This window comes from Burkholderia sp. 572 (genome assembly GCF_040545135.1).
Lineage (GTDB): Bacteria > Pseudomonadota > Gammaproteobacteria > Burkholderiales > Burkholderiaceae > Burkholderia > Burkholderia cepacia.
In genome coordinates this window covers 417,344-430,115 of record NZ_JBEPLH010000004.1, presented here as the reverse complement: position 1 = coordinate 430,115, position 12,772 = coordinate 417,344, and the positions used below count along the sequence as shown (strand labels likewise).

At 67.1% G+C, this 12,772-nt stretch carries 8 protein-coding genes; 4 read left to right on the top strand and 4 right to left on the bottom strand.

The annotated features are described in order from the left end of the window. Nucleotides 1-16 precede the first annotated feature (16 nt). The gene (gene galU / locus ABIC51_RS10645; protein WP_027787729.1) at nt 17-901 is read right to left on the bottom strand and encodes a UTP--glucose-1-phosphate uridylyltransferase GalU; all 885 of its coding nucleotides are present in this window, start codon (nt 899-901) and stop codon (nt 17-19) included. A gap of 87 nt (nt 902-988) precedes the next feature. After that, a complete protein-coding gene (locus ABIC51_RS10640; protein ID WP_175900121.1) occupies nt 989-3,856 on the bottom strand; it encodes a valine--tRNA ligase in 2,868 nt (955 codons plus the stop codon). A 224-nt stretch (nt 3,857-4,080) separates the two neighbouring features. Between ABIC51_RS10640 and ABIC51_RS10635 the strand changes: the two genes are divergently transcribed. Further along, a complete protein-coding gene (locus ABIC51_RS10635; protein ID WP_060357992.1) occupies nt 4,081-6,444 on the top strand; it encodes a UvrD-helicase domain-containing protein in 2,364 nt (787 codons plus the stop codon). Then, complete coding sequence (locus ABIC51_RS10630; RefSeq protein WP_124674062.1) at nt 6,441-7,238, top strand: 5'-methylthioadenosine/adenosylhomocysteine nucleosidase; 798 nt, start codon at nt 6,441-6,443, stop codon at nt 7,236-7,238. Before ABIC51_RS10635 ends, ABIC51_RS10630 begins: the two co-directional genes overlap by 4 nt. A 69-nt stretch (nt 7,239-7,307) precedes the next feature. On the opposite strand, the gene ABIC51_RS10625 is transcribed toward ABIC51_RS10630, so the two are convergent. After that, on the bottom strand, nt 7,308-8,546 hold the full coding sequence (locus ABIC51_RS10625; RefSeq protein WP_021162356.1) for an MFS transporter: 1,239 nt from the start codon (nt 8,544-8,546) through the stop codon (nt 7,308-7,310). A 407-nt stretch (nt 8,547-8,953) separates the two neighbouring features. On the opposite strand from ABIC51_RS10625, the gene ABIC51_RS10620 reads away from it, so the two are divergent. Continuing rightward, on the top strand, nt 8,954-10,627 hold the full coding sequence (locus ABIC51_RS10620) for a methyl-accepting chemotaxis protein (RefSeq protein WP_027787725.1): 1,674 nt from the start codon (nt 8,954-8,956) through the stop codon (nt 10,625-10,627). A gap of 200 nt (nt 10,628-10,827) precedes the next feature. Further along, the gene (locus ABIC51_RS10615) at nt 10,828-11,856 is read left to right on the top strand and encodes an EpsG family protein (protein ID WP_175900118.1); all 1,029 of its coding nucleotides are present in this window, start codon (nt 10,828-10,830) and stop codon (nt 11,854-11,856) included. 37 nt (nt 11,857-11,893) lie between these two features. On the opposite strand, the gene ABIC51_RS10610 is transcribed toward ABIC51_RS10615, so the two are convergent. Beyond that, on the bottom strand, nt 11,894-12,769 hold the full coding sequence (locus ABIC51_RS10610; RefSeq protein ID WP_014897260.1) for an efflux RND transporter periplasmic adaptor subunit: 876 nt from the start codon (nt 12,767-12,769) through the stop codon (nt 11,894-11,896). Nucleotides 12,770-12,772: the final 3 nt, after the last annotated feature.

Below are 12,772 nucleotides of genomic sequence, written 5' to 3'. Positions count from 1 at the left end.
TGTGCCCTTGCCGCGTTCAGTCGGCCGGGTGTGCGCTGGCGCGCGCGCGCAGGTACGCGTCGAATTCCGCGCCGACTTCCGCGTGGCGCAGCGCGAATTCGACCGTCGCCTTCAGGTAGCCGAGCTTGCTGCCGCAGTCGTAGCGCGTGCCCTGGTACTTGTAGGCCAGCACCTGTTCATCGGCGAGCAGCGCCTGGATCGCGTCGGTGAGCTGCAGTTCGCCGCCCGCGCCGGGCTTCAGCGCGCGCAGGTGCTCGAAGATCCTCGGCTTCAGGATGTAGCGGCCGACCACGCCGAGGTTCGACGGCGCGACTTCCGGCGCCGGCTTTTCGATGATCGCCGACATCTTGACGATCGACTCCTCCCACTCCTTGCCGTCGACGATTCCGTACGACTTCGTCTCCGACGGCGGGATCTCTTCGACGCCGATCACCGAGCTGTGATAGTGGTCGAACACGTCGACCATCTGCTTCATCACGGGCGGGTTGCCGTCGAGCAGGTCGTCGGCGAGGATCACCGCGAACGGGTTGTCGGCCACGAGCTTTTCCGCGCACAGCACCGCATGGCCGAGGCCGAGCGCTTCCGGCTGGCGCACGTAGAAGCAGTCGACATGGCTCGGCTTGATGCTGCGCACAAGTTCGAGCAGCTTCTCCTTGCCGCGCGCCTCGAGTTCGGCCTCGATTTCGTACGACTTGTCGAAGTGGTCCTCGATCGCGCGCTTGCTGCGCCCGGTGACGAAGATCATCTCGGTAATGCCGGCGGCGATCGCTTCCTCGACCGCGTACTGGATCAGCGGCTTGTCGACGACCGGCAGCATTTCCTTCGGGCTTGCCTTCGTTGCCGGGAGGAAGCGCGTGCCGAGGCCGGCAACAGGGAATACCGCCTTGGTGACTTTCAACATGATCGAACCTTTATTTCTGTAATCGACTTGTCAGACGGTTTATGTTCACGTCCGCATTATAGTGAACGCAAACAACCTTACCCTTTGTTACGCAGGCAACCGATCGAGCTGCGCGCGCAGTTTTTCGAGCGTGCTCTGGAATTCCGCGACGCGCTTCTGCTCCTGTTCGACCACCGCCGGCGGCGCTTTCGCGACGAAAGCCTCGTTGCCGAGCTTCGCATTGCATTTCGCGATTTCGCCCGTCAGGCGCGCGATTTCCTTCGACAGGCGCTCGCGTTCGGCCGCGACGTCGATTTCCACCTTCAGCACCAGCTTGTTCGGCCCGACGATCGCGATCGGCGCGCCGTGCGCTTCCTTGTCGAGCGCCGCTTCGTCCGCGAGGATCTGCACTTCCGACAGGCGCGCGAGGGCCTGGACGTACGGCGCGAACGAGCGCAGGCGCTCGGCATCGCCGGCGGCAAGCAGCGGCACCTTGGTTGCCGGCGACAGGTTCATCTCGCCGCGCAGGTTGCGGCACGCGTCGACGATCGCCTTCAGGTCGGCCGCCCACTGTTCGGACACCTCGTCGATCTTCTGCAGGTTCGCGACCGGGTACGCCTGCACCATCAGCGACGCTTCTCCGTCGGCCTTGCCTTCCGGATAGCGGCCGGCGAGCGGCGCGACCTTCTGCCAGAGCGCTTCGGTAATGAACGGGATGATCGGGTGCGCGAGGCGCAGCACCGTTTCGAGCACGCGCAGCAGCGTGCGGCGCGTTGCGCGCTGCTGTTCCGGCGTGCCGTTCTGGATCTGCACCTTCGCGAGTTCGAGATACCAGTCGCAGTACTCGTCCCACACGAACTTGTAGATGCTGCTTGCGATGTTGTCGAAGCGGTAATCGGCGAAGCCCTTCGCGATGTCGGCCTCGGTGCGCTGCAGCAGCGAGACGATCCAGCGGTCGGCCGCCGAGAAGTCGAGGTAGCCGCCCGGGCCGCAATCGCCCGCGCCGCAGACTTCTGGCTTGTCGCTGCCGCAGTCGTGGCCTTCGCAGTTCATCAGCACGAAGCGCGTCGCGTTCCACAGCTTGTTGCAGAAGTTGCGATAGCCCTCGCAGCGCGCGAGGTCGAAGTTCACGTTGCGGCCGAGCGTTGCCATCGACGCCATCGTGAAGCGCAGCGCGTCGGTGCCGAACGCGGCGATGCCGTCCGGGAATTCCTTGCGCGTCTTTTTCTCGATCGTCGCGGCCTGTTTCGGGTTCATCAGGCCCGTCGTGCGCTTCGCGACCAGCGTGTCGAGATCGATGCCGTCGACGATGTCGATCGGGTCGAGCGTGTTGCCCTTGCTCTTCGACATCTTCTGGCCTTCCGCGTCGCGCACGAGGCCGTGCACGTAGACGGTGTGGAACGGCACCTGGCCCGTGAAGTGCGTGGTCATCATTACCATCCGGGCGACCCAGAAGAAGATGATGTCGAAGCCCGTGACGAGCACCGACGACGGCAGGAAGTGCTTCAGTTCAGGCGTTTCGTTCGGCCAGCCGAGCGACGAGAACGGCACGAGCGCCGACGAGAACCATGTGTCGAGCACGTCCTCGTCGCGCTTCAGCGCGCCCGCGTAACCCTTCGCTGCGGCCTGCGCGCGCGCTTCTTCCTCGTTGCGCGCGACGAACACCTCGCCGTTCTCGCCGTACCACGCGGGAATCTGGTGGCCCCACCACAGCTGGCGCGAGATGCACCAGTCCTGGATGTTCTCGAGCCACTGGTAATAGGTGGTCGTCCAGTTTTCCGGCACGAACTTGATCTGGCCGTTGCGCACGACGTCGAGCGACGTTTCCGTGATCGACTTGCCGGGATTGAACGTGCCTTCCGGCGCCGGCTTCGTCATCGCGACGAACCACTGGTCGGTCAGCATCGGCTCGATGACGACGCCCGTGCGGTCGCCGCGCGGCACCATCAGCTTGTGCGGCTTCACGGAATCGAGGAAGCCCTGCGCGTCGAGGTCGGCGACGATCGCCTTGCGCGCGTCGAAGCGGTCGAGGCCGCGATACTGCTCGGGGCCGTTGTCGTTGATCTTCGCGTCGAGCGTCAGGATCTCGATCGGCGCGAGCTTGTGGCGCAGGCCGACCTGGTAGTCGTTGAAGTCGTGCGCGGGCGTGACCTTCACGACGCCCGTGCCGAACTCGCGGTCGACGTAGTCGTCGGCGATCACCGGGATCTCGCGGCCCGTCAGCGGCAGCGTGACGAGCTTGCCGATCAGGTGCGCGTAGCGCTCGTCTTCCGGATGGACCATCAGCGCGACGTCGCCGAGCATCGTTTCCGGGCGCGTCGTGGCAACGGTCAGCGAGCCCGAGCCGTCGACGAGCGGGTAGCGGATGTGCCACAGGTGGCCGTTTTCCTCTTCGCTCACGACTTCGAGATCCGACACGGCGGTCAACAGCACCGGATCCCAGTTGACGAGGCGCTTGCCGCGGTAGATCAGGCCCTGTTCATAAAGCGTGACGAACACGTCGCGCACGGCGGACGACATCTTGTCGTCCATCGTGAAGTATTCGCGCGACCAGTCGGTGGACGCGCCGATGCGACGCACCTGGCCGGTGATCGTCGAACCGGATTTTTCCTTCCATTCCCACACGCGCTCCACGAACTTCTCGCGGCCGAGGTCGTGGCGCGACACGCCCTGCGCGTCGAGCTGGCGTTCGACGACGATCTGGGTCGCGATCCCCGCGTGGTCGGTGCCGGGCACCCACAGCGTGTTCTCGCCGAGCATCCGGTGGTAGCGGGCGAGGCCGTCCATGATCGTCTGGTTGAACGCGTGGCCCATGTGCAGCGTGCCCGTCACGTTCGGCGGCGGCAACTGGATCGAGAAATCGGGGCGGGCCGGATCGAATGCCGGGGCCGCGTAACCGCGCTTTTCCCACTCCGGCCCCCAATGGGACTCGATGGTGTGGGGCTCGAAACTCTTCGCAAGCGTGTTGTCGCTCATGTTGGAAATCTGCCGAAAAATGCGTGAATTGGATGCCGAATCCGACAATTATAAATGGATGCACATCGACCAGCCATCGCCTTGCCGGCGCGGGCCCGTCGCGACGCGGCCGCCACGTGCCGGCAACGTACGCGCGACAGGCGGTCGAACGGATCGGGAACGGCATCGTCCGGCCGCCTTATAATGTCGGGTCCGCATTTTTCTCGCCCGTTCGCTGCCGCTCCATGCCCGACCTGCTCGCCAATCTGAACCCCGAACAACTCGCCGCCGTCACGTTGCCGAACGAACCGGCGCTGATCCTCGCAGGGGCGGGCAGCGGCAAGACCCGCGTGCTGATCACGCGCATCGCGTGGCTGATCCAGCAGGGCTACGCATCGCCGCCCACCGTGCTCGCCGTGACCTTCACGAACAAGGCCGCGCGCGAGATGATGGCGCGCCTGTCGGCGATGATGCCGATCGACACGCGCGGGATGTGGATCGGCACGTTCCACGGCCTGTGCAACCGGATGCTGCGCACGCACTGGCGCGACGCTGGCCTGCCGCAGACTTTCCAGATCCTCGACACGGCCGACCAGCTGTCCGCGATCAAGCGGCTGATGAAGGCGGCGAACGTCGACGACGAGAAGTACCCGCCGAAGAACGTCCAGTACTTCATCAACAATGCGAAGGAGCAGGGGCTGCGTCCCGACAAGGTCGACGCGACCGACAACTTCAACCGCAAGTTCGTCGAGCTGTACCAGGCATACGACCAGCAGTGCCAGCGCGAGGGCGTCGTCGATTTCCCCGAGCTGCTGCTGCGCTGCTATGAATTGCTCGCGTACAACGCGCCGCTGCGCGCGCACTACCAGGCGCGCTTCCGGCACATCCTCGTCGACGAGTTCCAGGACACCAACAAGCTGCAGTACGCGTGGCTCAAGATGCTCGCGGGCGGCCAGAACGCGATCTTCGCGGTCGGCGACGACGATCAGTCGATCTACGCGTTCCGCGGCGCGAACGTCGGCAACATGCGCGACTTCGAAGACGAATTCCGTGTGCGCAACCTGATCAAGCTCGAGCAGAACTATCGGTCGCACGGCAACATCCTCGACGCGGCGAACCAGCTGATCTCGAACAACGCGCACCGCCTCGGCAAGAACCTGCGTACCGACGCCGGCCACGGCGAACCCGTGCGCGTGTACGAGGCGAGCACCGATTCGCAGGAAGCCGGCTGGATCGTCGAGGAGATCCGCTCGCTGATCAACACCGGGATGGCGCGCAGCGAAGTGGCCGTCCTGTACCGAAGCAACGCGCAGTCGCGCTCGATCGAGCACACGCTGATGTCGTCGGGCATCCCGTACCGCGTGTATGGCGGCCTGCGCTTCTTCGAACGCCAGGAAGTGAAGCACGCGCTCGCGTACCTGCGCCTGATCGACAACCCGAACGACGACACCGCGTTCGTGCGCGTCGTGAACTTCCCGACCCGCGGAATCGGCGCGCGCTCGATCGAGCAGCTCGCCGACGCCGCGCGCCTGTACGGCTGCTCGATGGCCGCCGCGATTCCGTACGTGACGGGGAAGGCCGGCACGAGCCTCGGCGGGTTCGCGAACCTGGTCGCGAAGATGCGCGCCGACACGCAGCAGATGAACCTGCCCGACACCGTCGAGCACATCGTGCGCGCCAGCGGTCTCGCCGATTTCTACCAGGGCGAGCGCGAAGGCCAGGACCGTCTCGAGAACTTGCAGGAACTCGTGAACGCGGCCACCGCGTTCATCGCCGAGGAGGGCTACGGGCTCGACACGCCGGCCCGTTCGATTCCGCTGCGCGCAGGCGCGATCGCGGCCCCGGAGCTCGGCACCGCGGCGGACGATCAGGCGGTCGACGTGCTCGACCCGGTATCGCCTGCCGACCCGGCACAGAACCCCGATACGATGACGCCGCTCGCCGGTTTCCTGTCGCATGCGTCGCTGGAGGCCGGCGACAACCAGGCGCAGGCCGGCCAGGACGCCGTGCAGCTGATGACGGTGCACGCGGCGAAGGGGCTCGAATTCTCGGCCGTGTTCATCACGGGCCTCGAGGAAGGGCTGTTCCCGCACGAGAACAGCGTGCTCGAATCGGACGGTCTCGAGGAAGAGCGCCGGCTGATGTACGTCGCGATCACGCGCGCGAAGGAGCGGCTCTACCTGTCGTTCGCGCAGAGCCGGATGCTGCATGGCCAGACGCGCTACAACGTGCGCTCGCGCTTCTTCGACGAGCTGCCCGAACACGTGCTCAAGTGGCTGACGCCGAAGGTCGAGGCCGGTTCGCGCTGGGGTGGCCGGTCGGACAACGCCGGGTACGGGCGCGACTGGTTCGCGCGGCCGGGCGGCGGCAGTCGCGAGCAGATCGTCGATGCGGCCGTGTCCGCGCCGCTGCCGGCGTTCGCGAACAAGCAGCGGGCCGCCGATACCGGTTTCCGCGTCGGCCAGCAGGTGTTCCATACCAAGTTCGGCGAAGGCACGGTCACCGCGCTCGAAGGCAACGGCACCGATGCGAAGGCACAGGTGAAATTCAAGCGGCACGGCGAGAAGTGGCTCGCGCTCGCGGTCGCGAAACTGCAGGCGGTGGAATGACGAGCGTCGACGTGGTGGGTACGGCTTCGATTCGACCGCTCGGCATCCTGGCCGCGCTGCCCGAGGAACTCGGCGACCTGATCGCCGCGATGCGCGCCGACGGCGCGATGAAGACGGTCACGCTCGGCCGCCGCGATTATCACGTCGGTACCGTGCACGGCGCGGCCTGTGTGGTGACGCTCGCGCGGGTCGGCAAGGTCGCGGCCGCCGCGACGGTCAGCGCGCTGATCCACGTGTTCGGCGTGTCGGGCATCGTGTTCACCGGCGTCGCGGGCGGTGTGTCGCGCACGGTGCGCGTCGGCGATGTCGTCGTGGCCGATACGCTGCTGCAGCACGATCTCGACGCGTCGCCGCTGTTTCCGCGCTATGAGGTGCCTTTGCTCGGCATCACGCGTTTCGCGACCGACGCCGCACTGACCGCGCGCCTGCGGGCCGCGTGCACGCAATTCGTCGCGGAAGAGGGGGCGCAGTTCGCCGCACGCTTCAGCCTGGCCGGCGCGACGCTGCACGCGGGGCTCGTCATCAGCGGCGACCGCTTCGTGTCGAGCGAGCGCGAGGTCGTCGCTCTGCGCGATGCGCTGCCGGATGCACTCGCGGTCGAAATGGAAGGGGCAGCGATCGCGCAGGTGTGCGCGGAGCACGACGTGCCGTTCGCGCTCGTGCGCACGATCTCCGATACGGCCGACGATCACGCGACGCAGTCGTTCTCGCACTTCCTGTCGGCGATCGCTAGCAGCTATTCGTCCGGCATCCTCAAGCGTTTCCTGACGCTGCATGCGACGACGGCGGCCTGAAGCCGCCGTCGATCCCGTCGATCGGAGCATCACGGCCGCGGCGCCGGCAGGCGCGCCGCGGCCGTTTTTTCACGCCTTCTTGCGCCGGCTGCTTTCGAGGTTCGGCAGGAACACCGTCAGCACGCCGATCAGCGGCAGGAACGAGCACACCTTGTAGACGAACGTGATGCTCGTCGCGTCGGCGAGCTGGCCGAGCACGGCCGCGCCGACACCGCCGAGGCCGAACGCGAAGCCGAAGAACAGGCCCGCGACCATCCCGACCTTGCCGGGCATCAGCTCCGTCGCGTAGACCAGGATCGCGGCGAACGCGGACGCGAGCACGATGCCGATGATCACGGTCAGCACGCTGGTCCAGAACAGGTTCGCGTACGGCAGCAGCAGCGTGAACGGCGCGACGCCGAGGATCGATACCCAGATCACGTACTTGCGGCCGATCCGGTCGCCCACCGGCCCGCCGATCAGCGTGCCCGCCGCCACGGCCGCGAGGAACACGAACAGGTGGATCTGCGCGGCCTGCACCGACAGGTGGAACTTGTCGATCAGGTAGAACGTGAAATAGCTGTTGATGCTCGCCAGGTAGAAATACTTCGAGAACACGAGCAGCACCAGCACGCCGATCGCGCCCATCACGCGGCCGCGCGACAGCGTCGGGTGGCCGGCCGCCGCGGCTTTCTTCTTCATCGACGGATGCTTCTTGTACCAGTGGCCGATCTGCGTGAGCACGATCATCGCGACGAGCGCGGCTGCCGAGAACCACGCGATGCTGTGCTGGCCGTGCGGAATGATCACGAGCGCGGCGAGCAGCGGCCCGAGCGCGGAGCCCGCGTTGCCGCCGACCTGGAACACCGACTGCGCGAGCCCGTGCTGGCCGCCCGACGCCATCCGCGCAACGCGCGACGATTCGGGATGGAACACCGACGAGCCGCAGCCGACGAGCGCCGCGGCCACCAGCAGCATCGGGAAATTCGGCGCGACCGACATCAGCAGCAGCCCGGCGAGCGTGAAACCCATGCCGACCGGCAGCGAATACGGTTTCGGACGCTTGTCGGTATAGAGGCCGACGAGCGGCTGCAGCAGCGACGCGGTGATCTGGTAGGTGAGCGTGATCAGGCCGATCTGCGCGAACGACAGCGCGAACTGGCTCTTGAGCATCGGGTAGATCGCGAGGATCAACGACTGGATCATGTCGTTGAGCATGTGCGAGAAGCTGATTGCGCCGAGCACCGGGTAGACGGTGCGGGCGACGGGTGGCGCGGAAGGCTGGGTGGCGGCTGCGCCGGCGGAGCCGGTGTCGAGGCTGGTTTCCATGTGAGAGCTGAACGAGTTGAGGTGGCGGGCGCGCTCTGCTGGGGATCGGCGCGTCTTGAATCGTTGCTGCGTCAAAGAAGTGTAATGTGGCGTATCGGGAATGTCCGGACAAGTTTTATCGTGAATCGGACATTCATCCGACGGATCGGCCGGTGCCCGCTTTTTTGGCCGGGTATAACGCTGGCGGCACGCTCGCCCGCAAGCGGGGCGGGCGTCCGGGGCCGGTGCGTGGTTTACCGGACTCAAGAAACGGCGGTGGCGGCCGTAGAACGACCCAATGACAACAGGCGCGCCGCGCCCGGCACCGGCTATCCGCCGTGCGGGCGCAGGACGCGCGGCATGGCCAGCCATCGCGGGTACGCCGGGACCGACCTTTCCGGCCGCGTGATCAATACGGGGATATATCGATGAAAGCAGCATCTTTGCGTCCACAGCCCGGTGCGGCCGCCGCCGCACCCGACGTCGCCGCCGGTCGCGCCGCCCGGCGCCCGCGGGCGGCGCGTCGCGAGCGCCGGCCGTGGACCGTCAAGGCGACGTTGCGCGCCGCATTCGCGATCCTGCTCGCCGGCACGCTGGCGATCGGCATGTTTTCGCTCTGGCAGATCAGCCGGCTGAATGCGTCGATCGCGTCCGTCTACGAGCAGGGTCACGTCGCGAGCCGCGCGGCCGAGGAGGTTCGGGCAGAAGTGCTGCGTGCGAGCCGTGCCCAGAAGATGCTGCTGACCGCGACCACCGCGAAGGAACGCAACGAGCTGGGCGCAGACGTGGGCGCCGGGCTCGCGTCGATCGGCCAGGCGCTCGGCACGCTGCAGCGCTATGCGGATCCGGCCGACGTCGACGATTCGGCGCGGCTGCGCGCATTCTCGACGGCGGTCGGCGCGTGGAGCGCGCATCTGCGCGATTTCGTCGCGCTCGTGCAGGCACAGCCGCTCGACCTGTCGCAGATGAGCTGGCAGGTCGGCACGCAGGACGTGTCGCTGCTGGTCGAAACCGGCAAGCTCGAGAAACTGGTCGCCGAACTCGTGAAGACACGCGGTGCGAAGTCGAAGGCGACGCTCGATGCGTCCGCCACCATTTTCTCGTCGTCGTTCGCGATGATCGCGGCGATGACGGTTGCGCTGATCGTGCTCGCGATCGTCATCGCGGAGCGCGTCGTGCGCCGTCTCGCGTCGCAGCTCGGCGGCGAGCCCGCGCATGCGAAGGCGATTGCCGCGGACATCGCGCGCGGCGACCTGACGCGACCGATCACGCTGGGCCGGCACGACCGCGACAGCATGGTGCGTGCGCTGGCCGAGATGCAGACGGGGCTTGCGGCGACCGTCGGCGAGATCGCCGTCAGCGCCGAGGCGATCGCGGCCGCGTCGGGCGAGATTTCCACCGGCAATCTCGATCTGTCCAGGCGCACCGAGCAGCAGGCCGTCGCGCTCGAGCGCACCGCGGCCAGCATGGAGCAGCTCACGTCGACCGTACGGCAGAACGCCGAGAACGCGCGGCAGGCGAGCGCGCTCGCGGCCAATGCTTCGGCCGTTGCGGAGACGGGCGGGGAAGTCGTCGGGCGCGTCGTCGCGACGATGAGCGAGATCGACGACAGCGCGAAGAACATCCGCGACATCATCGGCACGATCGAGGGGATCGCGTTCCAGACCAACATTCTCGCGTTGAACGCAGCCGTCGAGGCCGCACGCGCGGGCGAGCAGGGGCGCGGCTTCTCGGTGGTCGCGGGTGAAGTCCGCCTGCTCGCGCAGCGCGCGGCGACCGCGGCGAAGGAGATCCGCGCGCTGATCGGCGCGTCGGTCGAGCGAGTCGCGAACGGTGCGGCGCTCGCGCACGATGCGGGCCGCACGATGGGCGACGTCGTTCGCGCGGTCAAGCGCGTGACCGACATCATCGGCGAAATTTCCGCCGCATCGGACGAGCAGAGCGCGGGGATCGACGAGATCGGCCGCGCGGTCACGCAGATGGACGCCGGCACCCAGCAGAACGCGGCACTCGTCGAGCAGGCGGCCGCCGCGGCGAATGCGCTCGACGAGCAGGCGCAGGCCTTGAAGTCGCTGGTCGGGCGCTTTCGTATCGCGGCCTGACGCGGCCCGAGCGCCGCGCGGTCGCGGGCCGGCCACCCGCGACACGCGCAATCCGCCGCTCATCCGCCGGTGGGTGACAAAACCGGCAGTCACGCGCCGCGCGATCCCCTACAATGCGCTTCCACACAGCTGGGGACCAGAACCCGCGGCGCGCGCATCGACACCGGTGCGGCACTGCGCCGAGCGGGTCATTCATAACAATGACAACGACGATTTATCTGAGCGGATACCTGTGCATCCTCGTCTCCGCCGCGCTCGGCATGCGCACGCGCATGCCGCCGTGGCGGTGGCTCGCGGCGGGTATCGCACCGGCCGCCACGTTCGCCGTGCTGCGTGGCCGGACGGGCACCGACACGGCGATTTACCAGGACATCATCGCCGGCATCTGGAGCGGCAACCTGAAGGTCGTACCGCGCACGCTCGAGCCGGGCTTCGTATGGCTCGTGCGCGCGCTCGAATGGGTCGGGCACGACCCGCGCATCGTGACGGCAATCCTGTCGCTGCTGATCGTCATCGCATGTGTCGTCGCGTTCGGGCGGACGGCCGAGGATGCGTGCGTGTTCGCCACGCTGATCTTTCCGCTGTTCTTCTACGACATGGCGATGAGCGGGCTGCGTTATGGCCTCGCGTTCTGCGCGGCCAAGATCGCGTCGGACGAATGGGCGCGCAGGCGGCATGGCGCGTCGATCGCGCTGGCGGCCGCGGCGGCCGGCATGCACGTGTCGGCGGTGCTGCTCGTCGTGCTGCTCCAGGTGCGGCGGCTGCGCCTGCTGCGTTATGCGGGGCTGGCGGTCGCGATCGGCGGCGTGCTGTTCGCGATGCACCACGACGCGTTGCTGGCGAAGTTCGGACTCTATGCGGCATTCACTCCGCCGGCACAGATGTCGGGCAGCGCACCGCTCGTGCTCGCGCTGCTGACCCTCGCGGCCGGCTGGGCGCTGCTTGCCCGCATGCCGCGCACGCTCGTGTTCCTGTTCGCCTGCGAGATCGCGAGTTTCGCGCTCGCGCGGGTCAGCTATGCGGGGCTGCGCTTCCAGTGGCTCGTGCTGTTCGCGATGGGCTGCCAGTTCGTGCCGCTGCAACGCGTGCCGTACGTGCGGCGCCCGTATGTGATCGCCGCACTCGTCGCGATCGGCGCCATCGGCTTTGCGATGCGGTTGCGCAACATGATCGGCGAAGCGGGGCTCGGCCCGTCGCCGTTCCTGCCTTACCGGTTCTTCTGGGAGTGACGCCGCCGGGCGGGATGCCGCCCGGCGCGCGTTGCGCTTACGACTTCTTCTGCTTGTCCGGATCGATGATGACCGTGCAGGTCGTACCCGCCGACAGCACCACGTCGGCCGGCACTTCGTCGATCCTGATGCGCACCGGCACGCGTTGCGCGAGGCGCACCCAGTTGAAGGTCGGGTTCACGTCCGCGACGAGGTCGCGGCTTTGCGGGTTGTCGCGATCGTAGATGCCGCGCGAGATGCTTTCGACGTGGCCCTTCATCACGCCGCCGCTCATCAGCCGCATTTCGGCCGGCGCGCCGATCTTCACGCGCGGCAGCTTGGTTTCCTCGAAGTAGCCGTAGACCCAGAACGAGTGGCTGTCGACGATCGCGAGCTTCGCCTGGCCGGCCACCGCATAGTTGCCCTTGAACGTCTGCAGGTTCGTGATGTAGCCGTCGACCGGCGCGACGACGCGCGTGCGCTCGAGGTTGAGCTTCGCGGCATCGAGCGCGGCGATCGCCTGCTGGTACTGCGCATCGGCGCTCGACGCACTGTGCGCGGCGTTCTCGCGGTTTTCCTTCGACACGACGAGCGCATCGAGATCCGCGCGGCGCGCCGCGTCGTCGCGGCGCATCTGCAGCTCCGCGCGGCGGGCGGCGACGGCCGCCTGCGCCTGCTCGACCGCGATCTGGTAGTGCGACGGGTCGATCTGCATGATCAGGTCGCCCTTTTTCACGAGCTGGTTGTCATGCACGGGCAGTTCGACGATCGCGCCCGACACGTCCGGCGCGACGTTGACGATCTCGGCGCGCACGCGCCCGTCGCGCGTCCACGGATCGTCCATGTAGTGCACCCACAGCGAGCGCCCGATTAGGATCGCGACGAGAAGAATGACGGCGGTCGCGACGAAGCCGAAGAGTTTTCTGAGAATCATGAT